This window comes from Flavobacterium sp. CFS9 (assembly GCF_041154745.1).
Lineage (GTDB): Bacteria > Bacteroidota > Bacteroidia > Flavobacteriales > Flavobacteriaceae > Flavobacterium.
Genome location: NZ_AP031573.1, coordinates 3184880 through 3211568 on the forward strand (window position 1 = coordinate 3184880; position 26689 = coordinate 3211568).

The window sequence follows — 26689 nt, forward strand, 5'->3', positions numbered from 1 at the left end:
CTAATCCAAAAACAAAGTACTGTTCGCGTTCTGTCGGAACAGTTTGAATACCTAATTAATCAGATACTAAAATCATGGAAAAAGAAACAATAAATAACGTTGAAGGATATCAGCTTTCAATAAATCAAATGAACTTATGGAGTGTAGCTGAAAAAAACATACAAAACTATTTTAATCAGGTAGTTATTGATCTGAAAAGCGATGTGACTATAGAAAAGTTAAAACGCGGATTAGCACTCGTAATAAGTAAAAATGAAACCTTATTGTTTAAAATGAACGAGGCGCCAAATGTTGGTTTCCCGGTTCAGGCAGTATCTGAATTAAAGCAGACAGAAATAGTCGAAAGAACGGTTCAATCATTGGATCAGTTTACGATTACAGCAACTGTTCAGGAAAGTTTAGGATACGGGTATGACCCTTTAAGAGATAGTGCGATACGTTTTTGTCTGCTGAAAGATTCGCAAGGAAATCAGGTATTGGCAGTGCGTTTGTTTTCACTTTGGGCAGACAGTTACAGTACCGCCTTTTTATGCAGCGAATTGTCCAAAGTCCTCTTCGACGAAGCTTCATATGAAAAAGAAGAGAGAGAAGTGGTAGAATATCAGGATTTTTCGGCCTGGCAGCAACAGCTGTTCAGTGATCCGGAAGAAGAAGGAGTGAATTTCTGGAAAAACTATCCAACAGATTTAACCAAAGATATTGTACCGTTTAAGAATCGTAAAAACGAGACATTCAGTCCTCAAAGGAAAAACATCTGCACCATTGACGGAGATGCTTATACCGAACTAAAAGCTAAAATGGCTCAGGAAGAGAGTTCAGCAGAACATTTACTATTATCTCAATTCGCGGCTTATCTGTCAAAATTTGACGAAGACTCCTTTACAATCGGATATCTTCCGTTTAAAAGATATTATAACGAACTTGAAAATACATTTGGTTTAGTAGCAAAAATACTTCCGGTAGGTCTGAATGAATTTGCATCATTATCTGAAAAAGAAGCCATTGCATTGGTAAAGAAATCAGTAGCCGAAATCGGAATGTGGTCGGATTATTTCTATGTAAACAGAATTCATGACAAGAAAGTTACTGAAGCTACAACCTTCAACTATGTGTTTGAGTACGCAGAGCTGAATGATAATTATTCTTCAGATACTTTAAAAATAAGAGACCTGTTTAGCGTAACGGATGTTTTTGAAGTAAAAATTAACGCTGTAGATTTTGGTGACAGACTAACCATAGATTTGTATTACGATACAGCTTTGTACTCCGATGCGGCAGCAGTTTTAATGGCTTCTCAGCTTAAGGGAGTTTTTACCAATCAGAATGATGTTTTAGCAGGTCAGGCCATTATAGAGGCGTCAAATGATACTGCTAAAGAGTATGCATCATTTGATTCTATTTTGGCAATCTTTAACGAGCAGGCAGCATTACAGGGAAATAACACGGCTCTGTCTTATAATGATGTTACCATTTCTTATCAGGAGTTAGACGAAAAATCAAATCAGTTCGCTCACTATTTAATTCAGAATTGTGGCATTCAAAAAGCAGACCCTGTTGCGGTTTTACTGGATCGTTCGCCTTATTTTATGATTAGTGTTTTAGGAATTCTGAAAGCCGGAGCTTACTATATTCCAATGGACACGGCTTATCCCAAAGACCGAATTCAATTTGTTCTGGAAGATGCAGCCTGTAAACTACTTATCAGTACACCGGCTATAATTGGGGAAGAAATTTATGCTGATTTAACCGTTCTTGATCCGTCTAAAGAAGAGATATTTCAAACACAAGGCGATACATCACTATTTAATAAAGCCACTCCGGAAGATATTGCCTATTGCATTTACACTTCAGGATCTACCGGAAATCCAAAAGGATGCCTGATCACACATGCAAATCTTTTAAACTACATACAATGGTCGAATGACTATTATTTTACTGATGTAGAAACAGGAAACTGGGGATTGATTACGTCTATTTCGTTTGATCTTACCATAACGTCTCTTTTTACAAGTTTAACCAGAGGGAAGCAATTGTGGATCGGATCGGATGAAAAATCAATAAACGAATTGCTTATAGAAAGTTTTACCAACCCAAATATTGATACTTTAAAATTAACGCCTTCACACCTTTCGTTACTGAAAGAGCTGAATATCGATAAAACAAACGTTAAAATAATTATTTGCGGCGGTGAACAATTAACTCAGAATCAATTGCAGAATGTATGGGACATTAATAAAGACATCCGCATATTTAATGAATACGGGCCAACTGAAACCACTGTAGGCTGTATCGTAAAAGAAATGACAAGCGATCAGGCTGAGGTGCGCATTGGGAAACCTATTGCCAACACGACCATAGCGATTGTAGATCAACAGGGGAATCCTTGCGATATTGGAATGTACGGTGAAATTATAATTTCGGGTGCAGGAGTTGCAAAAGGCTATTTAAACCGTCCGGAACTTAATGCAGAACGTTTTATCGCAACAGAAAAGGGTTCATTATCTTATAAAACAGGAGACATTGCCAGATGGATGGACAACGGAGAGATCATTTACAAACAGAGAAGAGACGACCAGGTCAAAGTAAGAGGTTACCGAATAGAATTAAGTGAAATCGAACAGCAGCTGCTGCAGTATCCCGGGATCCATCAGGCAGTTGTATTAGTAGACAGTAAAAGTGAGAACGAAAAAGAGATTGTTGCTTTTATTGTTTGTTCTCAAAAAGAAGAATCAAAAGAAATTAAAAGATATCTGGAGCGCAAACTACCCGCATATATGGTTCCTTCTTTGATTATAGAAACAGATGCCATTCCGTTAACCGTAAACGGAAAAGTGGATAAAAAATATTTACTAACGTTAAATAAAGGCAGATCATCAAGCGTAGCGTATGTGGCTCCGGTAAATGAACTTGAAACACAAATTACAGCCATTTGGCAAGAAGTACTTCAATTAGACACTGTAGGGACTGAAGATGACTTTTTTGAGTTAGGAGGCCACAGTCTTAAAGCGACACAACTGATCAACCAATACCATAAAGCTTTTGAAGTAAAACTGGGATTAAAAGAAGTATTTTCAAGTACTACCATTAAGGCACATGCTAATTTGATTGGAAACTCAGAAGTAAAAAAACACAGCTCGATACAAAAAGTTCAGGATGCGGAAGATTATCCGGTTTCAGCAGGACAACGCAGATTATGGGTGTTGAGTCAGTTTACAGGAAGTGCCGGAGTGTACAACATGCCTTTTCATCTGACTTTAAAAGGTGCTTATGATGTAAAATGTTTTTCAAAAGCAATAGAAGCTACTATAAGCAGACACGAAGCTTTGCGAACGGTATTTAAAATCAATGCTGAAGGAGAGGTAAGACAGGTAGTCAAAACAATAGAAGAACTGGGGTTCAGTGTAAATTATATGGATTACACAACCGATCTGCATCAGGATACCAACGTAGCCCAGTACATAAAAGAAGACACCTATGCGGCATTTGACCTGACCAACGGACCGTTGGTAAGAGCCAGTATCTTACAGCTTTCAGATGAGGAGTATATCTTTTATTATAACATACATCACATTGTTTGCGACGGCTGGTCAATGAATGTTCTGGCAAAAGATGTCCTGGCGTTATACGAACAGCTTCTGGAAGAGAAAGAACCGGAATTACCGGCACTAAAAATCCAGTACAGAGATTATGCAGTCTGGCAGCAGGAACAATTACAGCAGGAACAAAACAATGTTCATAAAGAATATTGGTTAAAAACGCTGACAGGAGAACTTCCTACTTTAGATCTGCCGTATCAAAAAGCAAGACCGACCGTTAAGACTTATGCGGGGAACAGCCTAAGAACTTATATCACTCCGGAAGTTACAAACGGACTTAAAAAGTACGGACAAAATCAGGGAGGAAGTTTATTTATAGGATTACTGGCTGCCTGGAATGTCCTGTTTCACAAATATACCGCTGAAAAGGATATCATTATCGGAACGCCTGTCGCAGGCAGAGAGCATGCCGATTTAAATGATCAGATTGGTTTTTATATCAATACACTTCCGTTGCGAAATGCAGTAGATCCGGAGCAGAGTTTTGAGTCTTTTTACCAAGCGGTAAAAGAAAACACGCTCTCGTCTTATGAACATCAGATGTATCCTTTCGATAATTTGGCAGACGATCTTGATCTCCGAAACGATACCAGCAGAAGTGCTGTGTTTGACGTGATGCTGATGTTACAAAACATGAGAGATGTTGCTGAAAACAAAAATCTGGAGCAGACGGCTTTTTATACGATAGAAGATAAGGGCTATAAAGTATCTAAGTTTGATATGGACATTGCGTTTCAGGAACAGGGAGATTATCTCGCTTTTAACATCACTTACAATACCGACCTGTATTCGCAGAAAGCAGTATCATGTATCATAAACCATTACAAACAATTGCTGGAAGTACTGGTACAAGATCCAAACCAGCAGATCAAAAATATAGATTACCTGTCGAAAGAAGAAAAACAAGAGCTTATCGTTGATTTTAATGCCAATGCAGTATCCTATCCGACAGACCAAACCTTAATCGATTTGTTTGCACTTCAGGCTGCTAAAACTCCTGAAAATACAGCATTATCATTTAAAAATAAAAAGTATACTTATCAGGAACTGGACCAACTTTCGAATCGTTTGGCCAATTGTTTAAGACAGGATCACCATATTGTAAAAGGAGATTTTATAGGAGTACAGTTAGAAAGAGATGCATCTGTCATTATTTCGATTTTAGGAATTATGAAAGCTGGTGGGGTTTATATTCCGATAGACACAGCACATCCGGAATCCCGAAAGGCATACATCTATGACGATACCAACATAAAGTTACTCATTGCAGATAAATCTCATATTACGATCAGTGATGACTTTAAAGGAACCTTGTTTGATATGGTTACCGATTTTGAGCCGGACAATTATAGTGAAGATCTGGAAGATGTAAAACTTACAACAGATGATTTAGCCTATATCATTTATACGTCGGGCTCTACCGGAAATCCTAAAGGAGTGATGATTGAGCATAAAGGAATTGTAAACACCATTTTCGCTCAAATCGAACTTTTCGATATTACCAATAATGATAACGGATTGCAGTTTGCTTCATTCTCATTTGATGCTTCGATATCTGAGATATTCACAGCACTTTTATCAGGAGCCTGTTTATCTGTAATCGACAGAGAACACCGTGAGGATCCAAAAATGCTGGAGAAATACATTATCGAGAATAAAATCGCTGTAGCGACAATACCGCCTTCTTATTTGAGTCTGATGGATGTAAATTCTTTAAGAAGATTAAAAACTTTAATCACAGCTGGTGAAGCTCCTGTTTATAGTAAGGTAAAAGAATATTTGGAGTTAGGAAATTACTATAACGCCTATGGTCCTACAGAAACCAGTATTTGTTCGGCGATGTATGGCCTGCTTAAAGGAGAGGATCTACCCTTAGGGAATATACCAATAGGAAAACCTATAGCCAATACCCAAACCTTTATTCTGGATAAGGATCACAAGATAGTACCTGTTGGAGTTATTGGTGAAATCTGCATAGGAGGAGCCGGATTGGCCAAAGGTTATTTAAACAGACCGGAACTTACAGCAGAGAAATTTATTGAACATCCGTATGCAGAGAACGAACGCCTGTACAAAACAGGAGATTTAGGAAAATGGCTGCCTGATGGTAACATCGAATTTCTGGGAAGAAAAGACGACCAGGTTAAAATTTCGGGATATCGAATTGAACTCGGAGAAGTAGAGCAAGCTTTACTGGCCCACAATCAAATTGACGAAGCCGTTGTAATGGTAGAGATCAATCAGTTTAATATCAAAAGTTTAATTGCTTATATAGTGGTATCCGATGATACATTGTCGTTAGAACAGCTAAGAGCATTCCTGAAAAACTTAATTCCGAATTACAGCATTCCTTCAGAGTTTATAGCCTTAAAACAGCTGCCGATTACCATAAACGGAAAGATCGATAAAAAAGAACTGGGGAATACACCGGGAATTAAAATAGCCAGTGAAAAACAATATGTAGCGCCCGAAACAGAGAAAGAAAAACTGATTACCGGAATCATTGCAGAAGTATTGGGGAAAGAAGCAGGAAGAGTAAGTCTGCAGGACAATTTCTTTGATCTGGGAGCCAATTCCATAAAGATTGTCAAAATACTTAACGAAATTAATAAGCAATTAGGGCTTGATATCAAGGTCGTATCCTTATTTGAAAACCCTAACGTAGAGGAGTTTCTTCAATACTTAGATGCTGTTGATTCACAGGAAAAACAAACCGAACAAGTTCCGGAAGATATATCAGAAGCTCTGGATGAATTTATAAACTTAATGTAATACGATGCAATTTAATTACTATGGAAAATAATATTAGAAAAAAAGATATTGCTATTGTTGGAATTTCAGGTAAATATCCCAAGTCAGATAATATTAATGAGTTCTGGAAACATTTAATGAACGGAGAAGAATTAGTTCATTTTTACAGCGATGATGAATTAAGAGCGGCAGGAGTAACGGAAAAAGAACTTGCTAATCCGGATTTGATAAAAGCACAAGCCTCTCTGGAAGACCCAAATAGTTTTGATTATTCTTTTTTTGGATACACCAGACAAGAAGCAATGTCAATGGACCCGCAGGTACGCATGATGCACGAACTGGTTTGGCTTGGTCTGGAAGATGCCGGGTACAATCCTAAAACATACAAAGATAAAATCGGACTGTATTTGTCTGCTTCAGACAATATGAATTGGAGAGCCTATACCATGATCACCAATAACGATAACGTCAATTCATTTTACCTGAATCAAATCTCCAATAAAAACTTCATAAGTACTCTGATCTCTTATAATATGAACCTGAGAGGTCCCAGTTATTATGTAGATACAGCCTGTTCAAGTTCATTGGTCGGAATTCATCAGGCTTGTCGTTCCTTATTGATGAGAGAATGTTCGATTGCAATTGCCGGAGGAGTAAGAGTATATTCAAAAGCATACAAAGGACACCAGTATCAGGAAGGAATGACCAATTCTAAAGACGGTCACTGCAAAGCTTTTGATGAAGATTCGTCCGGTATTGTATCCGGAGAAGGAGCCGGAGTAGCCGTTCTGAAAAGACTGGAAGATGCCATAGCCGATAAAGATCAGATTTATGCCGTAATACGAGCTTCGGTAGTAAACAATGATGGAAACCGAAAAGTAGGGTACACCGCTCCAAGTATCAGCGGGCAGTATGAATGCATCAAACAGGCACAGCAGATTGCAGATGCTACACCGGAATCGATAACCTATATTGAAGCACATGGTACCGGTACAAAATTGGGCGATCCGATAGAAGTAGAAGCACTCAATAAATCTTTTGAATACAATACCAATCACCACTGCGCTTTAGGATCGGTAAAAACCAATATAGGGCATCTGGACAGTGCAGCAGGAATTACAGGATTTCTTAAAACAACACTGGCATTAAAAAATAAAATGCTTCCGCCGTCTTTACATTTTAAAAATCCAAATCCGGAAATTAATTTTAAATCCGGACCTTTTAAAGTACAGACAGAATTATCGGCCTGGACATCGAAAGACAACCAGCCTTTGAGAGCCGGTGTCAGCAGTTTTGGGATAGGCGGAAATAATGCCCATGTGATATTACAGGAAGCACCGGTGAAAGAAGAAACCGCAGAGAACAATTCGTATAAGTTATTGCGTTTTTCTGCACAATCTGCAGGAGCTTTAAATGCCTATCAGGAAAAGTTAACTTCGTTTCTTGAAGAAAATGAGAAAGGTAATTTTCAGGATATGGCCTATACTTTGCAGGTCGGCAGAAATCAGTTTAAGTACAATCGCTTTCTGGTAAGCAACTCCAGAGAAAAAGCCATTGAAACGTTAAAAGATCCTTTAAGCAAGTCGGTTTATTCCGGTAAACTAAGCCAAAAGAGAAAGGTCGTTTTCATGTGTACAGGATCCGGAGCACAATACCTCAACATGGGTAAGGACCTTTATGAAAAGGAACCTTATTTTAAAGAGCTCATCGACAAAGGATTTTCGATTATCAAAGAGTTAACCGGAGTAGATGTCACAAAGGTTTTGTACGGAGAAAATGCAGATCCGGAAAAAAATACAGACATTAATAAAAATGAATTCACGCAGCCTATCGTATTTGTTTTTGAATATGCTTTAGCCAAATTAATGATGCGTTGGGGAATTACTCCCGACAAATTAATAGGACACAGTACGGGAGAATATGTTGCCGCTTGTTTAAGCGAAGTGTTTTCTTTTGAAACCGGTGTAAAATTGGTGGCCAAACGTGCCTTATTGATGAACAAAACACCTGGAGGAAGCATGTTAAGCGTATCGCTTTCTGAAGAAAAAATAAAAGCCTACCTAAATGACAATGTGAGTTTAGCCGTGGTTAATTCTCCGGAATCTTGTGTTTTATCAGGAACTGATTCAGCTATTGAGGCGCTAATAGAAATATTGGAAACCGAAGAAATTTTATGTTCAAAATTAAGAATTTCATTAGGAGGACATTCGTTTTTAATGGATTCAGTTTTAGAAGAGTTCAGACAGGAGTTAGAAAAAGTCGAATTCTCGGCACCAAAAATTCCTTTTGTATCCAATCTTACAGGACAACTGATCAATTCGGAAGAAGCGGTATCAACGCAATATTGGGTTGATCATTTGCGTCATACAGTACGATTCTCAGACGGATTAGCCACATTGTTAAAAGATTCGGATAGCATTTTTATTGAAGTCGGACCAGGAAATACCTTAACCACTTTGTTTCAGCAGCAAAAGCACGATGAAACTTCCAATAATACCGCTATAAATTTGGTCAGACATCCAAAACAGGAAATTAATGATCAGGAGCATCTTTGTCAAAAATTAGGAGAATTGTGGATGAATGGTATCGACATTAACTGGGAAACTTATTACGGAGTGCAAAAACCATACAGAGTGTCTATGCCGGGTTATGTATTTAATAAAACCAAACTGCCTGTAAAAGTGAATCCTTTCGCACTTCTTAATTTCTCAGGATCAGAAGGAGGCGCTATTGCCGCACCGCTCACTACAGAATATTATGATGACAGTGAAGCCTTCCAGGAGGATTTAGAAGATAATGTGGTGTCTTTTGTAAACTATGTACCGCCATCCAATGAAACTGAGGAAAAGCTTGTTGAAATGTGGAAATCATTTTTTAGTAAAGACGAAATTGGAGTTTTACATGATTTCTTCGCCTTAGGAGGCAATTCTTTAAAAGGCGTTACCATGCTTAAACTAATTCAGAAACGATTTGACATCGAAATCAAAATTAAAGATTTCTACCAAAAATCGACCATCAAAGAACTGGCCGCAGAAATAGATATGGGATTAAAGCTTGTGACACTTCAGGAAGAGAGCACCTATAAATCGGTAATGACAATCTAAAAAACACCTGATTTTTTTTTTGTACGAACCAAAACAAAAGAAGATTGAAACACATTATTATTTGTAAACAAACATCATGTAAAACCAAAAACGAAATGAAATGGTCAATTTATTAAATGAGATATATGAAAATAATATTACAATATCATTAGAAGGTACAGATCTTAAACTTGGTTTTAAGAATGACGTTATAGATGAGGTGCTTATTAAAAAGATAAAAGATAACAAACAGGAAATTGTCTCATACCTTACCAAATACTCCTCTGTAAACAAACACAACAGTATTCCCAAAGCGGAGAAACAAAACAGCTACGAAGTTTCGTCAAGCCAGCTTAGAATGTTATCTTCTATACTTTTAGATACAGATGCAAAAGGATTCAATTATGCAGTTCCAAATTCGGTTTATCTCAAACAGGATATTAATGTTGCCCACTTTAAACGTGCGGTATTAAGCACTATAGAGCGACACGAGTCCTTGCGTACCGTTTTCAGAATTAGTGAAGAAGGAGAAATCAGACAGCATATTCTGGAAAAAGACGAAATAGATTTTACAATTGAATTTTTTGACTTTAGAAATTCACATAAGGGGAAAGAAGAGGTAAAAAATTTCACAAGAGAAGATGTAAACGAACCATTTGATATTCAGAATGGTCCTTTGATCAGAGTCTATTTGTTTCAGTTAGCAGAAAGTGAATTTATCTTTTACTGCAACATTCATCACGTGATAAGCGACTCCTGGTCTCTTGAAATACTGTTTAAAGACATTTTTGCTTTTTATACCTCATTTTCACTGGGACTTCCTCACGAACTTCCGGAACTGAATGTTCAGTACAAAGACTATGCGGTCTGGCAAAATGAACAGCTTGCCAGTGGTTTCTTTAAAAATCAGGAGGCTTATTTTAAAGACACATTTTCAGGAGAATTACCCATAATTAACTTTACAAATAATAAAAGCAGACCGGCGATTAAAACAGTCAACGGCTTTGCACTTAAAAGCTACCTTTCGAAACAAACAACAGCAGAATTTAAAAAGCTTTGTTCAGATAAAAAAGGGAGTATATTTATGGGATTGCTTGCTGTCTGGAATGTACTGGTTTACAAATACACCAATAGCAGGGATATTATTATAGGAACAGCAGTTGGCGGACGCGATCATGCCGATTTAAAAGCACAGATAGGATGTTATATCAATTCGCTGCCATTGCGCAATCAGATCGATCCCGAACAGACATTCAATACGTTTTTTGACACCGTAAAAGAAAATACATTATCAGCCTTAGATTGTCAGTTCTATCCTTTTGATCATGTACTGAAACTCATCAACTATAATAAAAACATGTCAAGATCACCTCTGTTTGATGTGATGATTCTATTGCAGAATGCGATTGATAACAGTCACCAATTCAAGGTAGATGAAAGTCAGATTGACACTATAAAACAGTTGGGGGAAACTTCAGTGCTGACAGACTTAGACATCAATTTTATGGAAGAAGGAGAGCATTTATGCTGCCATCTGGTATACAATACAGACGTTTTTGAAGCTGAATTTGTATCGGGTTTGATGACACATTTCAAACAATTACTGGAAAAAATTGTTTTACAGCCCGATATTCCTCTTCAGGAAATTGATTACTTGTCTGCCGAAGAAAGAAAAGAACTGGTACTGGATTTCAACGACATCACACTGGATTATTCTAAAGAGGAAACCTTGTTGTCATTATTTGAAAAACAAGTAAAACAAACTCCCAACGGAGTAGCCCTTGTAGCCGGTAAAAATAAGTTTACCTATGCCGACATTGATAAGGCTTCAGATGATCTGGCACGTTACATTCAGACACATTATAAAATTCAAAAAGGAAAACTCATAGGAATACAGTTAGACCGTAATGAATGGAACATCATTTCTATACTTGCGATCTTAAAACAGGGATGTGCTTATGTTCCGATTGCTCCTGAAATGCCTAATCAGGTAAAAGAGCATATCATTTCAGATACACAGCTGGAATTACTCATTACCACAACCTCTTATATGTTTGATCTGGAATTTTATACCGGAGCTTTAATAGCAGTAGATTTAGGTTTTGATGTAAGTGACTGCGATTCGATAGCAATTGAAGTAACCCCTTCTGATCTGGCGTATGTAATTTATACCTCGGGATCAACAGGGCTTCCGAAAGGAGTAATGATTGAACACGGTCAGATTGTAAATACCATCCTTTCGCAAATTGATTATTTTAAATTGGATGAGAACAACAAAGGATTGCAGTTTGCTCCTTTCTCTTTTGATGCATCAGTATGGGAAACATTTATGATTCTTTTATCAGGAGGAAGTCTTTATATGGCAAATGATGAGCAGCGAAAAGATGCCAATACCCTTACTGCTTTCATAAAAGAAAATGAAATTAATATTGCGACATTACCCCCTTCCTATATTGCCCTGGTTGACATAGATGATTTAAAAACATTAGAAACACTCATCACAGCAGGAGAGGCACCGGATTATGAAATCATGAAACCATATTTTAAATACGGAACCTATTACAATGCTTATGGTCCAACAGAAGCCAGTGTTTGCGGAACCGTTTTTAAAATGCCCGAAAGCAATACAGAGGCCTACCGCAATATTCCAATTGGAAAACCAATTTCGAATGCTAAAATACATATCCTGGACCACCACAACAATCTGGTTCCGGTAGGAGTAGTAGGAGAAATATGCATCGGAGGGACAGGAGTCGCCAGAGGGTATTTAAACCGCGAAGAATTAACAAACAGTAAGTTTATTAAAAATCCATTTGCTGAGAAAGGGAACCTGTACAGAACAGGAGATTTGGGCAAGTGGACAAAAGAAGGGAATATCATCTACGAAGGACGTAATGATGAACAAGTAAAAATAAGAGGCTATCGCATCGAACTTTCTGCCATAGAACAACAGCTGTTAACTGACGATCAGATACTTGAAGCTGTCGTAGGGGTGGAAGAAGGATACGAAGGAGCAAAGGAGCTTGTCGCTTATATTGTAGCATCAGAAACCATTAATCCCGGAAACATAAGATCCTTCCTTTCTAAAATTCTTCCGGAATATATGATTCCACAAAAGTATGTGCAGCTCGAACAGATGCCGCTTACGATTAACGGAAAGATCGATAAAAAGGCATTGCCTGCACTGCATAACAATACAGTATTTGACGATAATCATACTTTTGTGGCCGCCACAACTTTTGAAGAAAAACTACTGGTAAGTGTTTGGGAAGAAGTGTTAAAGAAAGAAGGAATCGGAATTAAGGACAACTTCTTTACCGTAGGAGGAGATTCAATTAAATCGATTCAGATTGTTTCAAAACTCAAACAGCACGGATTTGCACTTAAAGCCGGGGATATCATATCAAAACCTAAACTGGAAGACCTTGTGCCGTTATTACAAAAGAATGATCAGATACTCGATCAGTCAGAAGTAACTGGAGAAGTGATTTTGACTCCTATTCAGGAATTTTTCTTCAGTAAAGTGAGAAACAAAATTTTTAATGCGCCTGAATATTACAATCACACTGTTTTACTTCAGACTCAGGATGAGGTTGATCCGCAGGTTTTAGAGTCATGTATCGGTCAGCTGGTACAACACCATGATGTACTTAGAATGGCTTTTCCGGAAGAAAATAATATCAGAAAGCAATACAATAAAAGCAGTACGGAAGAAAGTTATACCATCCATTTTTACGATTTAAGGGAAGATGAGGATCATCTGACCACAATCAGAAATACCGGAATAGCATTACAGTCTTCTTTCAACCTGGCAACCGGGCCTTTGGTAAGAATCGCTCATTTTAGATTAAAAGATGGTGATCGTATCGCTTTTATTATTCATCACTTAGTTGTAGATGGAGTTTCCTGGAGGATTTTATTACAGGATTTTGCCGATTTGTACGCGAATAGTAAAGAAGGAAACGAATATAAGCTTCCTTATAAAACCACTTCGTATCAAACGTGGGCAAAAGAGCTGAAAGCACATGCACAAGAGCTAAAAACAACCGAAGAACTTTCGTATTGGCAGGAAATATGTATGCAGCGCGGTACCCCTTTATGTGAGTTGAAAGAAAATGAAGCTTACAAACTCAATTGCGATACCACCACTGCAATGGTTTTAGATAAAGAAACCACAACACTTTTGCAGACCTCAGCGCATGCTTTGCTGAACACACAAATCGATGATATAATTTTAACCTGTCTTGGACTGGCTATTAAAGATACCTTACACAGAGACAGAGTGACCGTACAGATGGAAGGTCACGGAAGAGAAGAAATCATCGATACCGTAGACATAAGCCGCACTGTAGGATACTTTACATCGTTTTATCCTTTTGTATTAAATGTGTCAAAGCATGATGTATTGGAAAATTTAGTTAAAGTAAAAGAAGATTTGCTAAAAATTCCGAACAAAGGTATAGGATACAGTGTCTTACATTTTCTAAATGATGACGTTGACCTCGGTACTACCTTTGATTTGGAGTACAATTACCTGGGTGATTTTGGATATGAGGTCTCATCAGAGAATGATTCGGTGTTCAGGTACGGACGGGAAAGTATCGGTGGAAACTCAAGTGCAGCCAATCATAATAATTTAGGATTTAGTGTTGTAGGGATGATCTCACTGGGAGAACTCAAAATGAATATAGGCTATTCTTCTTTGTTATTTGAAAAAGAAACAATGGATGAATTGTCCAGTGCCTTTAAAAATCATTTGGTTACGCTGGTAAATCATTTAAACTTATTAAGTGAAAGTCAGGCACATCAGAACGAGGATGTTGAAACCAATACAGCAGCAGATTTTCAGATAACGCCGAATCAGAATTTTATATTGAGTAAGACCATGTCTCAGGGGATTATAGGTCCAATAGTCACTTCTAAATTAGATTCAAAAGAGGATTTCTTAAAAAGGTTTAAATCGTTTATGGAGCTGTTCCCAATTTTGAGAACTCAGTTTTATAAAGAAGATGAACTTGTAAAACAACGAATGTTGCCTTCATCAGAAGTCCCAATTGAAGTTTATTATGAAACAAAAGTAAACAAAGAACAGGTTACAGCTTTATTGTCTAAGCCTTTTGACGTAATAGAAGGGGCATTAGTAAAAGTACTTATAAATACTGTGTCAGATCAAAACTCTTACATTTTTATAAGCATACATCACGCACTTACGGATGCTTTTACCAACATGATTTTGCTTAAAAATCTGAGAGCTTATTTTAATGATCAGCCTTTAGAAATCAATCATACTTTGTATTATGAGTTTGCGGCCTGGCAAAAATCATATTTGCACTCCGCAGAAGCAAATGAGCATAGAAAGTACTGGCTGGAAACCTTAAAAGATGTTGTAAAAAAAGAGCAGATCGAGGAAAGCCCTGCCGGATTGATCGACTGTGTACAGCAAACGGCCACGATAACAGCCGATGATTTTGCTGCGTTTTCGAAAATCATAAATGCAACCGGTCTGACTCCTTCGGCTTTCTTTACAGCGTTACACCAGTTAATACTTAGTAAACATACTGACAAAGCTTTACAGCTGATTTTGGTAAAGGCAAGAGAATTAGGAACTAATGATATCGAAAGCCATAAAGTACTGGGAGTTGTAAATAATTTTCTGCCTTTACCGGTTTTGAAACCTTCAAAAACCACAAAAGACAGTTATGTTAAAGAAGTTTATAGTCTCTATATGGAAACACTTATGCATCAGCAGATTCCTTATGAGGTGATCTGCGAAGATGTGGAGCGTATTTATGAGGTTTCGGTAAAAAGCGAAATAGGAGGTATGTTAAATTTTATTAGCAGTGAAAGCGAAAAACAACTGGATGCCGCAGTGACTGAAAACAGCAAAAAACATTCGGTCAATGATTTTACTCAGGGTATAGACTTAATCTGCAGTAGCTATCCAAACGCAGTTGAAATAAGCATGTCCTGCTCCTTAGAAAAATACAATACTTTGTTTTCTGAAGATTTTAATTTTAAAAAGTACCTGTTTGAGCTTTCTCAAGAATTAATTTAAGAAGATCAGAAAAGACTTCACATTACTTTTTACTTAATCGGAATATATAAAGCATCTACAGTACCAGTAGGTTCACTTTATACTATTCCCGGAACCTTATGCACATTTTTAATCAAATAACAACAATAATTAATTAAATAAAACCGGAAAAAATGGAAATTCAAAATGACGATTTAGTATACATTAAAAGAAATTTGGCTATCGAACCTTTAGTAGACAACTGGTATGCATGGCCTCACTTAATATCACCGGCTACGGCCGCAATGAACATTAAAGACAGACATTTGAAAATTATGACTTCTTATGTTCAGAATCCAATGATTCACGCGGCGGCGGTTAAAACCCCTAAAATGTTAGGCGGACCTTTCATCGATTATGATGGAAAAAGAGTAGATGAAATCAAAGGACTTATTGACAATACCAAAGAACAATGTGCAGATCTTCTGAAATTAAGAGAGGATGTATTCGCTCTTAACGATATGCTTAAAAAAGAGGCAAAAGGATATGCGCTTACAGAATTGTACAATAAAATACCGGAGAGTTTACAAGGTCTTGTAGAATTGGTATATGATATCAATAACAATCCGTCATTTCGCTTTTTTGAATCGTTGTTATATGAAACAGAGTTTTACAATGAGTCGCTTCAAAGTTTCAATTTATTTTTAGTACATGACGATGATTCAAGGTCATTTGTATTAAGCACGCCAAAATTGCCGGGAGCAGATATTTTAAGAGTAAACCTGCCTTTGAAAAGCGAGAAAATAGATCAGCTTTTTGAAATGGAAGACCACCCAAAAACGTTTGGAGAAATTGCCAGAATATTTGAAGTTGAGGCAGAAGACCTTCCTTTGTTTAAATCGTTTTTCACAAAAGAAAAATCTAAAAAATACGAGCGTTATAGCGGAGACGGGGTTCTAACAAGATATTTTGGACATGCCTGTATTCTTACCGAAACCAAGAGTACAACAATCCTTGCAGATCCTTTAGTGAGTTACGGTTATGAATCGGATATATCACGTTATTCTTATGATGATTTGCCGGAATCTATCGATTATGTATTGGTAACACACAACCACCAGGATCATATTCTTTTTGAAACCTTACTGAGACTGCGACGTAAGATCAAAAATATCATCGTTCCAAAAAGCAACGGAGGTTTTCTTCAGGATCCAAACCTGAAATTAATGTTTGAAAGAATCGGATTCAAAAACATTATAGAGCTGGGAGAAATGGAAACCATTCATTTTGACGACTGTTCTATTACAGGATTACCATTTGTTGGAGAACATTGTGATTTGGATGTAAGAAGTAAATTATGTCACCATGTTGCTTATAAAGACGGATTAAAAATATTGTTTGCTGCAGATTCCTGCAACGTATCTCCAAAACTATACGAGCGCATTCACAAAGTAATGGGAGACATCAATGTTATTTTCTTAGGAATGGAATGTGAAGGAGCACCATTATCCTGGTTATACGGCCCTCTGATGCCGGAAACTTTAGCACGAGATAAAGACGAATCCAGACGATTGGCCGGATGTAATTTCGAGCAGGCGAAAGCAATGGTAGATGTTTTTAAACCTAGTGAAGTATTTGTATACGCAATGGGAATGGAACCTTGGCTTAAGTACATCAGTTCAATCAAATACACTGACGAATCTATTCCAATTGTAGAGTCGAACAAACTGTTAGAATACTGTCTTGCCAATGATATAGATCCGGAAAGACTTTATGGAGAGAAAATTATCGAATACAAAAATGATCTTGTCCTGAGTTAAAAATCAGGATAGCTTAATAAAGGCTCTTAAATCAACAAACCAAATAATAATTAATATCATGATAAAATCAATATTCATATATGCACTAGTATTGTTATGTATGTGTTCTGTATCTGCCCAATCTTTGACCCAATTATCAGGAACAATAACAGGAGAGGATCCTAATGAAAAGTTGGCTTATGCTTCTGTTATCATAAAAAAGGATGCATCGATTGTCGAAACGGTGATTACCAATGATAAAGGAGATTTTAAAGTTGAAGGGATGAAAATAGGAAAGTACACCGTCGAATTTCAATTTCTTAGCTTTGAGACTACTACAATAACACTCGATGTAGACGGTTCTAAATCCCATATTAATCTTGGAACTATTAAATTGAAGTCGAATGTAACCTCTCTGAACGAAGTTGTTGTTACAGCTGAGACTTCTCAGTTGGCATTAAAACTGGATAAAAAAGTATTCGATGTAGGGAAAGATCTGATTTCAAAAGGAGGATCTGCAACACAGGTGCTTGACAATGTACCCTCCGTTAGAGTAGACCCTTCCGGTTCTGTCAGTTTGAGAGGCAATAATAATGTGCTTATCCTTATTAACGGAAGAAAATCTGGACTAACATCGATTCAGGGATTGGAACAAATTCCGGCAGAATCCATAAAATCGATCGAGCTTATTACCAATCCTTCCTCACGTTATGATGCAGCCGGATCAGCCGGAATTATCAATATTATTCTAAAAAAGAACAATAAGCAAGACTTGAGCGGAAGCATGACCCTGTCAACCGGAACACCGGCAGATCACAGAATATTGGGAAGCCTTAATTACAAAAAAGGAAAATTTAATTTGTTTTCTAACTTTGGAGTTCGTTATTCCGATTACGTTGGACTTAACACCAGAGATCAGGTGACTACTGCAGACGGAAAGAATCTCTTCTTAAGCCAGCGCGAAGATCAGGACAGACATGACGATGGTGGATTGGTATATTTGGGACTTGATTACGCTATAAATGATAACAATTCGATTACAGCAGCATTTTACCGAAATCAGACTAAAGATAAAGATACCAATACTTTTAACTATTATCTTTCAGGAGACGGAGTTGGTAATTCACACATTCAAACCATCGCTGATTCACAAGAAAAAAGAAGTTACAATCAGTTGGAATTTAACTATACCAAAACTTTCAAGAATCCGGGAAGGAAATTTACCATAGACGCTCAGTATGATTTTTGGAACAGTACAAAAGACTTTAACATTGAGAGAAGAACGATTACACCTAATAACGGAGACCGTTCTCTCATCAATACAAAATCCAACAGAGGAAATGACGATATTGTAATCCAATCTGATTTTGTAACCCCTTTAAGCGAAACTGCAAATCTTGAAGCAGGAGTAAAAGTAGAGCACAGATTAATTACTACAGACTTTGCCGCTGATGAAGAAGTTAACGGAACTTTAGAGCCGATAGATGGTTTTAATAATGGATTAGACTACCAAGAGCAAATTCTTGGGGCGTATGTTCAGTATGGAAATAAGATAAACAAATTCAGTTATCAGTTAGGACTAAGAACAGAGTATACCAGTATTGAGATTAAAGATCAAAACACAAGAAATATTTTGATCGATAGTACCTATACAAGACTATTTCCATCTGTAAATTTAAGCTATGGTCTTTCAGACAAAACAACAGCTCAGTTAAATTACAGCCAGCGTATCAACAGACCTAATTTATTTCAGTTGAACCCTTTTCCGGAACTTCAGGACTTTAACTCGCGTATTTTTGGAAACATCAGACTTGTACCTTCTATAACAGATGGTATCGAATTAGGTATTTTAAGCAAAACCAAAAAATGGGTACTTAATCCATCTGTGTATTACTCGAAGACCAAAAACAATTTTCAATATTTCACTTCGCAAAATGAAGACGATGTTTTTGAAACCGTTTTAATCAATCTTGATGAAGAATCACGATTTGGAGTAGAACTTTCAGCACAGTATGCTCCGGCAAAATGGCTGTCTTTAAATGCAGTAATTAACGCTTATAGTTTTGATCAGAAAGGAAGTGTAGGAACAACGAATCTGGATTATTCTAATGAAACCTGGACTGCAACTTTATTAGGCCAGGTTAAGTTTCCTAAAAATTTTACATTACAAAGTAAATTCGAATATCAGGCACCGGTAAGTGATGCTCAGACAAGAACCAAGTCATTTTACTATCTGAATATGGCTTTAGGAAAGTCGCTGTTTAATAATAATGGAACATTAACACTGGGAGTGAGTAATATTTTTAATACCCGAAAAACAAGAGAAACAACCGTTGGAAGTGATTTTGTTGTAAACCAGATGACCAATTTTAATGCAGCGAGATGGAACCTTAATTTCAACTATAGATTTAATAAAGCTAAAAGTAGAAAAGAACATAAAAGTAACAGAGAATAACACCTTTACCATTGCTACATCTTAAAAAAACAAACTATGTATTCAATTCAGAAAATACAGATATTTTTACTGCATTTTGCAGGAGGAAGTTGCTACTCTTTTGATTTCCTGAAGAACTATATTCAGAATAGTTTTGAATATCATGCCTTAGAACTTCCGGGCAGAGGAAAAAGAAATCTCGAAAGACATCTTCATAAAAAAACAGATGCCATAGACGATTATGTGTCACAAATTAAAAGATTGAGAAACACTAACCAACCCTATATTATCTATGGTCATAGTATGGGGGCAACTTTAGGATTGTCGGTTGCAAAAAAAATGGAAGAGCAGCTGGATCCGCCCCATATATTAATTGTTTCGGGTAACCCGGGGCCAGGTGCTTCTTATAATGATAAAGTGAGACATTCCTTAGGCGATTCTGAATTTAAAGAAGAGTTGAGATCCCTGGGAGGAGTTCCGGAGGAAATACTCGAAGATGAAGATCTCTACAATTATTTCAGTCCTATCATGAGAGCCGATTTTGAAATTTTGGAAAAAAACAAACTTTCCGAAGTAGGTCTTGTAATTAATACTCCAATTTTTGCCGTGATGGGAGATCAGGAAGAAACGGCCAAAGACATTCAGAACTGGGAACTATATACCAGTGGAAAATTTGACTATCAGGTACTGCCCGGAAATCATTTCTTTATTCACAGTCAGGTAAAAACATTGGCGAAAATTATTAGTGAATGCGCTGCTTATTCAGCAGTGTGTACCTAACAGAAGCCAGGTAAAAGCCAAAAGATAAGTGTGTATTTGTAATCTTCAAAAGAGAATATGCACTTATTGTTCTGTTTTCGCGAAAGCTAAATCATCCCACCGGAAACTAAATCAGTAAAATAGAAACTCCTGCGTAGTGGGGCCGGGGACTATTTACCATTTTATTAAAAAACAGCTATGAAAAACAATATATCAGAAATTAGCGACTTTAAACTCATACCTTTAAGACCCTTGATAGGATACTCTTTACTGGCTATAGTTTCAGGATTGTCGGGATTTGCATTTATCACCATAATTAATAAAATTATAAGCAACTCTATAACCTCAACCGAAACAGTATCCATGCAAAATTATCTGTACCTTTTTGCAGGAACTATTGCTGTATTTTTTGTTTCGCGCAGATGGTTATCAGAAGGCATTATTCGATTGTCTCAAAAAATATACTGGGACATTAGAAAAGATGTAATAAAATTAATTCTTAAAGCACCTTACAGAAAACTTCAGGAATACAAAGAGGAAGTATATACGACATTGGCGACAGACGTAAATCATATTTCAAATGCTTCCTTAATGATTATTACCTTTTTTTCTTCGATTATTTTAATACTCGCCTGTTTGGTTTATATGGCATTTTTGTCTTTAAAACTATTCGCAGTCAGTCTTGCTGTTATTGCAGTAGGAGTATGCATATATACGCTGAGGGCAAAAACCAGTAATCGACAAATAAAAGAAGTAAGGGAGCTGGAAAAAGTCTTTATCGGAATTTTTAACAGCATTCTGAACGGAGCCAAAGAAATTAACATCAATAGCGATAAAGGAACTCAGATTTACGATCAGAAAGTAATGAAAATTGCCACAACCGGCGAAGAAAAATATGTTACGGCACTTTTAAAGTATCTAAATAGCGAGATAATAAGTCAGTTATTATTTTATAGCCTCATTACATTTATTCTGGTGTTTGCTGGATCAGTTTTTCAAACGCCTACAGCAATCAAAATAAACTTCATTTTTGTTTTATTGTATTTAATGGGACCTATTGTAAGTGTAATGTCAATTATTCCGGTAATGAACAGAGCTTTGGTATCCCTGAAAAAAATGGAAAAGCTAAAAAAAGAACTTACCGAACTTGAAAAATTGAAAGAGGTTGATGATAAAGAAGAATACAAAGATTTTTCAAATTTAAAAATACGAAACTATGCCTTTTCTTTTGGAGAAAATCAATTCTCAGTCGGGCCAATTAACTTCGACATTAAAAGAAACGAGATTGTCTTTGTATACGGAGGAAACGGAGAAGGAAAAACAACTTTTATTAACACTGTCTTAAATCTCTACGATTTAGATAATGGAGAAGCTTATATCGACGGGGAATTAGTTCCGCTAAAAGAATTAGAGAAAATAAAAAACCTTTTTGCTCCTGTTTTTAGTGATTTTTATTTGTTTGATGAATTCTACGGAATAACAAATGTGGATTATGATAAAATAAATAAATATTTGAAATTGTTTGAGTTAGAAGGAAAAGTGCACATAAAAGACGGTTATTTTTCGACCACTCACTTGTCTACCGGACAACGCAAACGAATCGCTTTAATCAATACACTTTTAGAAGACAGACCTATAATTGTACTGGACGAGTGGGCTGCAGATCAGGATCCGCATTTCAGACATAAATTTTATACCGAAATTATTGCCACACTGGTTCGCGATGAAGATAAAACAATCATAGCCATCACACACGATGACAAATATTACAATACTGCAGATACTTTACTTAAAATGGAGTATGGTAAATTAGAAAAAACAAACATTTCTGAACTTGCCGAAATCTTTTAGAACAGTTTAAAATAACCTAATAATTTCCTTTTTGGCCCCGTACAGCTCTCTTTTTATTTTCCGGTAAAGAGAGAGGGGCCTTATATGCTTTGCAAAATGAAAAAATTAGGAACAGACCCACTAAACGTATAAAATCTATTATCTAAAGATATAATCTTGAAAAAAATGAAAAGAAACAAAACAATCAAAGTAGTGCTTTTTGTGTTATTGTCCCTAGTTTGGATATTTATCACAACCTTTAATTTGGGTCCATTTGGCTCCCTGGGAAAATTAACAACCTATAAAACAGGTCTGTTGTCTGTGCCTTTACAAAGTGATGGAATTCAAAAGATAAAAAGTGATCAAAAATTAGACATCTATGTAGACAATGTTGGAATTCCGCATATTTATGGAGCTACAAAAACAGCAGCGGCCTACGGACTGGGGTACATGCATGCAAAAGACAGGTATTTTCAGATGGAGATGATCTCAAGAATCGTACAGGGAAGATTATCAGAGTTTTTATGGGCCGGAACCTTAAAATCGGATAAATTCTGGAAACCGTATGAGTTTGAAAGAAAATCAGAAGAGATACTGGCGACTTATAAAAAAGAGAACCCGGAATTTTATGCTTATTTACAAGCTTATTCTGATGGTGTAAATGCCTATTTAAACAATAGTGAGAATACAGATCCTTTGTATAAAGCGTTAGGTACAGCGCCTAGAAAATGGAAAACCGAGTATTCATTACTATTCACCTGGTATATGAGTTATACTCTGACTTATTTTGATCACCATATTGATCAGCAGGAAATTTTAGAGAAACTACCGGGTCAGGAGATCACTTATTTTTATCCTTTACAGCCAAAAGGAATAAATACTATTTTGCCTTCCGGTTTACTGCCTTCAAGTACTAACCTGCCGCGTTTAGGAGCTCATTCTTTAGAAACAGCCTCAGTAGAGACCACTCAAAAAGAACCGTCGTTATTTGATCTGGGAGCAAAATTGATGACCAATCATAAGTTCTATCAGGGCGTAGGAAGTAACAACTGGGTGGTAAACAATACCAAAACAAAAAGTAAAAATAATATTCTGGCAAATGACCCTCACCTGTATTTGACCCTTCCGGAAGCTTTTTATGAAGCTCACATTGTAACAGGAAGTTTTAAAGCATATGGTTTCACAATTCCTGGTGTTCCGGTGATAGCGAGCGGTCACAATGATAAAATTTCATGGGGAATTACGAATGGAGAATGGGATCTGGTAGACAGATACAAACTTCAGGTAAAAAATGACAGTCTGTATTTATATGAAGGAAAATGGATTCCTTTCCAGATTAAAAATTACACGATCAAAGTAAAAGGAAAACCGGATTATATCGAAAAGTACAGAAGTACAGTACAAGGAAAAGTCATAAAAGAAGAAAATGGGCAGTATTATGCACAGCATTGGTACGCTGCAGAAAAAAGCAACTCTGTAAAAGCAATGTATGAAGTCATGAAAAGTAAAAATTGGGATGGTTTCTCAACAGCTTTAAAAGACTACAGCTATCCTCCACAAAACTTTGCTTACAGCGATGTTAACAATAATATTGGAATTGTATGTGCGGGTGAATTACCGGCAAGAAGCAGCGATTACATAGGCCAGGTATTAGATGGTAGTAAAAAGTATACTCCGGTGAAACCTTTAGATGCTTTCTGGTCGGCTTACAATCCAGATAACGGATTTTTGTTTTCAGCAAACCAGCAGCCAATCCAAAACAATGTTTATTTTGGAGCACACGGTTCAAAAGACGATTACAGAGCCAAACGTATTTACTCGGTATTGGAAGAAAAGAAAGACTGGTCGGTTCCTGAAATTCAGAAAATGCAAAGTGATGTCGTTGATATTTCCCTTAATGATTTTAAAACATTAATGAACAACTATCCGCAAAAAGAGAAATACAATAGCATTGTGAAAGAGTTAAAAAACTGGGATGGAAATATGAAAGGCGACGGAAATCAGGGATTAGTTTTTGAAATGCTGCGAAAAGTTTCCATAAAAGAAGCTAAGCAATTTGCAAAGAACAAATTACAGGTAAAACAAGAGCCGTCGTTGCAAAACTTCTTAAAGTATTTAAACGATAAAAAATACACCCTTCCGGGAGGTGATGACAAACAAAAAATCGTAGACGCTATTTTCAAGAGAACACTTGATACCCTAACGCAAAGCTACGGCGATCAATGGAAAAAAGTGACCTACAAAAAGATGTCTAAGTTTGATATCAACAATATGATGTTTATCCCGGGATTGGGAGAAAAAATTGATAATATCGGAGGTAATGTCAATACCATTAATATCAATACAGAAAAGTTTCATCCGGTCTTCCGTGCCGTATATGAAGTGAAAAACGGAAACATACAGGCACATACGATTTTAGCCGGAGGTCAGAGCGGTTTGATAAATTCTACACATTACAAAGATCAAATCGAATCCTGGAGAAAAGGCCAGTACAAAAAAAGCCAATTTGTTGCGAACCCTGCGAAACTGGAAAACATTATAACCACTTTAAAATTTAACTAATGAAAAATATACTGAATTACTTGCCTTATATAGTTGTATTACTAGCACAATTTTTAATAAACAACTATACCGTAATATTGATCCTTACCATTGTAACAGGTTTTATTGCAGGTTTTAAAATTGAAAACAAAAGCGTTTTTCTAAAGTGTTTTTTAATTGGACTCGTGGTATCTACGACCGTATTCCTTATTTATGAATCAAGAGTAGAATATGTAAAAGAACTTCTTGTAAATATCGGATTATCCAGCCTTTTTATCTACGTTCTTTTCCCACTGTTTAATGCTTTAAACACCGCAATTCTTTTCTTTTTTGGTTATAAAATTGGTACACTGATTTTAGAAAGAAAACTTAAGAGAGCCCTTCAGGCGTAAGTTTTCAATGAAGTTTTAAAAATTTAGACAAGCCGGATAAGGGCTGAAGAGCACCGTAACACCGGATAGTTTTTTATTTAAGATTACAGTTCTGATAGATACAGACCGTCTCTTTCTAAAAGAGACGGCGGTCTATTGGAGTAAGATTTTTGAAAGCTGGCAAAATTTACCTAAACCGACAAAATCAAGCTTTTAAGTTTTAAAAAACATTATTAACGACCCAAAACACCAAAAAGATGAAAGATAGTAAGCCAAAATGTAACTGCGCTAAAAATGGAGTAATGTGCGCGCTTAAGTTGAGTTTAATCAAACAAGGCGTATCAGCAACTGACACTACGGCAAAAAATAAAGCAGTTTGTCCTTTAAAAGCAGCAATATTCAGTCCTGCTTCTTCAGCCGGCATATGACCTTGAAGAGGGTAATTAAAACGGAATAAATTATTTGTAAACAACCGTTTGGAGATTTAAAAATAGTTTGATTTATCAGATCCGTAGATATTCCATGAGGATATGAAACAGTTAAAATAATGTCATTGTTGCAAGTAACAACTGATGGCATTGTAATCAGTACTGAGAGCAGTATTTCAATTATACTGATGTATCATTGAAACTAAAAAAATATAAAATATTGGTAAAGTCTAATGCAAAATATACAGCGAGAAACCTCATTGTAAATTTTTATACACCTTAATAGTATGATGCAAAATTCGACACATTACTTAGCCTTTAATGATTTTGAATCCATTCCTAAAATAGATTTAAAAGAAGATGAATATTACTTATTTCAGTATTCAAGTGATAGTAATCTGGATCAGGGTATTTTAAAATACTATCTGGAATTTTTACCTCAAAAATTTAGACAGGAAGTACTTAAATACAGAAGATGGGATGACAGATACAACTGTTTGTTTGGAAAACTAATGGTTTGTATGGGATCTCACATACTGGGAAACAACACATTTGAATTCGATAAAATTGTTAAGGACATTTATGGGAAACCTTATATGTTAGACAGCAGTTTTAATTTTAATATTTCACATAGCGGCAATACAGTTGTATGTGTTTTTAGCAAACAGGAAATAGGAGTTGACATTGAAGAAATCAATGAAATCAATTATTCCTTATTCGAAAATGTATTTTCCACTCAGGAATTTGCAGAAATCAATCGTGAAGGATTGGATAAGTTTTATGAATTCTGGACCAGAAAAGAATCAGTAATCAAGGCAATAGGAAAAGGAATGTCTATTCCACTTACGGAAATTGAGATCAATAAAGGTCATGTAACCTACGGTGAAGATACCTGGTATACAAAAAGCTTTAAAATTGATAATAAGTTTTGTTCGATTACCACAAAGTACGATCAAATAAAATCCAGACAAACCCATGTCCTTTTTTAGCAGCCTTTAAATAGAATTGACCTTCTGCGAACTGCAGGCAGTCGTCGCAGAAGGGATTTAAGGCTGCACAACTACTACAGCAAGAAAATAATTAA

At 36.4% G+C, this 26689-nt stretch carries 11 protein-coding genes; 10 read left to right on the forward strand and 1 reads right to left on the reverse strand.

The features are described 5' to 3' along the window. Positions 1-74: 74 nt before the first annotated feature. The 9 genes from ACAM30_RS13565 to ACAM30_RS13605 all read left to right on the forward strand — a co-directional run bounded on the left by ACAM30_RS13565 (position 75) and on the right by ACAM30_RS13605 (position 25198). Positions 75-6368, forward strand: coding sequence for an amino acid adenylation domain-containing protein (locus ACAM30_RS13565; RefSeq protein ID WP_369615144.1), 6294 nt, complete (start codon positions 75-77; stop codon positions 6366-6368). A gap of 20 nt (positions 6369-6388) precedes the next feature. Further along, positions 6389-9451 (forward strand): beta-ketoacyl synthase N-terminal-like domain-containing protein, encoded by a 3063-nt coding sequence (locus ACAM30_RS13570; protein WP_369615145.1) that lies wholly within the window; start codon positions 6389-6391, stop codon positions 9449-9451. A gap of 100 nt (positions 9452-9551) precedes the next feature. After that, complete coding sequence (locus ACAM30_RS13575) at positions 9552-15485, forward strand: amino acid adenylation domain-containing protein (RefSeq protein WP_369615146.1); 5934 nt, start codon at positions 9552-9554, stop codon at positions 15483-15485. A 152-nt stretch (positions 15486-15637) separates the two neighbouring features. After that, positions 15638-17263, forward strand: coding sequence for an MBL fold metallo-hydrolase (locus ACAM30_RS13580; protein WP_369615147.1), 1626 nt, complete (start codon positions 15638-15640; stop codon positions 17261-17263). Positions 17264-17321: 58 nt separating this feature from the next. Further along, positions 17322-19697: a TonB-dependent receptor gene (locus ACAM30_RS13585; protein WP_369615148.1), complete on the forward strand. Its 2376-nt coding sequence runs from the start codon at positions 17322-17324 to the stop codon at positions 19695-19697. A 36-nt stretch (positions 19698-19733) separates the two neighbouring features. Continuing rightward, positions 19734-20456, forward strand: coding sequence for a thioesterase II family protein (locus ACAM30_RS13590; RefSeq protein ID WP_369615149.1), 723 nt, complete (start codon positions 19734-19736; stop codon positions 20454-20456). Positions 20457-20633: 177 nt separating this feature from the next. Then, positions 20634-22286 (forward strand): cyclic peptide export ABC transporter, encoded by a 1653-nt coding sequence (locus ACAM30_RS13595; RefSeq protein ID WP_369615150.1) that lies wholly within the window; start codon positions 20634-20636, stop codon positions 22284-22286. Between the two features lie 165 nt (positions 22287-22451). Beyond that, on the forward strand, positions 22452-24827 hold the full coding sequence (locus ACAM30_RS13600) for a penicillin acylase family protein (protein WP_369615151.1): 2376 nt from the start codon (positions 22452-22454) through the stop codon (positions 24825-24827). Further along, the gene (locus tag ACAM30_RS13605) at positions 24827-25198 is read left to right on the forward strand and encodes a hypothetical protein (RefSeq protein WP_369615152.1); all 372 of its coding nucleotides are present in this window, start codon (positions 24827-24829) and stop codon (positions 25196-25198) included. The genes ACAM30_RS13600 and ACAM30_RS13605 overlap by 1 nt, the downstream gene beginning before the upstream one ends. Positions 25199-25397: 199 nt before the next feature. On the opposite strand, the gene ACAM30_RS13610 is transcribed toward ACAM30_RS13605, so the two are convergent. Continuing rightward, the gene (locus ACAM30_RS13610) at positions 25398-25649 is read right to left on the reverse strand and encodes a hypothetical protein (RefSeq protein ID WP_369615153.1); all 252 of its coding nucleotides are present in this window, start codon (positions 25647-25649) and stop codon (positions 25398-25400) included. 243 nt (positions 25650-25892) lie between these two features. Between ACAM30_RS13610 and ACAM30_RS13615 the strand changes: the two genes are divergently transcribed. Then, positions 25893-26594 carry a 4'-phosphopantetheinyl transferase superfamily protein gene (locus ACAM30_RS13615; RefSeq protein WP_369615154.1) on the forward strand — a complete coding sequence of 234 codons (702 nt, stop codon included), beginning with the start codon at positions 25893-25895 and terminating at the stop codon, positions 26592-26594. The last annotated feature ends 95 nt before the right edge of the window (positions 26595-26689 follow it).

What these genes read in the sequence shown, in the direction of transcription:
- ACAM30_RS13565 (WP_369615144.1), top strand. Translation starts at nt 75, where the DNA reads ATGGAAAAAGAAACAATAAATAACGTTGAAGGATATCAGCTTTCAATA.
- ACAM30_RS13570 (WP_369615145.1), top strand. Translation starts at nt 6,389, where the DNA reads ATGGAAAATAATATTAGAAAAAAAGATATTGCTATTGTTGGAATTTCA.
- ACAM30_RS13575 (WP_369615146.1), top strand. Translation starts at nt 9,552, where the DNA reads ATGGTCAATTTATTAAATGAGATATATGAAAATAATATTACAATATCA.
- ACAM30_RS13580 (WP_369615147.1), top strand. Translation starts at nt 15,638, where the DNA reads ATGGAAATTCAAAATGACGATTTAGTATACATTAAAAGAAATTTGGCT.
- ACAM30_RS13585 (WP_369615148.1), top strand. Translation starts at nt 17,322, where the DNA reads ATGATAAAATCAATATTCATATATGCACTAGTATTGTTATGTATGTGT.
- ACAM30_RS13590 (WP_369615149.1), top strand. Translation starts at nt 19,734, where the DNA reads ATGTATTCAATTCAGAAAATACAGATATTTTTACTGCATTTTGCAGGA.
- ACAM30_RS13595 (WP_369615150.1), top strand. Translation starts at nt 20,634, where the DNA reads ATGAAAAACAATATATCAGAAATTAGCGACTTTAAACTCATACCTTTA.
- ACAM30_RS13600 (WP_369615151.1), top strand. Translation starts at nt 22,452, where the DNA reads ATGAAAAGAAACAAAACAATCAAAGTAGTGCTTTTTGTGTTATTGTCC.
- ACAM30_RS13605 (WP_369615152.1), top strand. Translation starts at nt 24,827, where the DNA reads ATGAAAAATATACTGAATTACTTGCCTTATATAGTTGTATTACTAGCA.
- ACAM30_RS13615 (WP_369615154.1), top strand. Translation starts at nt 25,893, where the DNA reads ATGATGCAAAATTCGACACATTACTTAGCCTTTAATGATTTTGAATCC.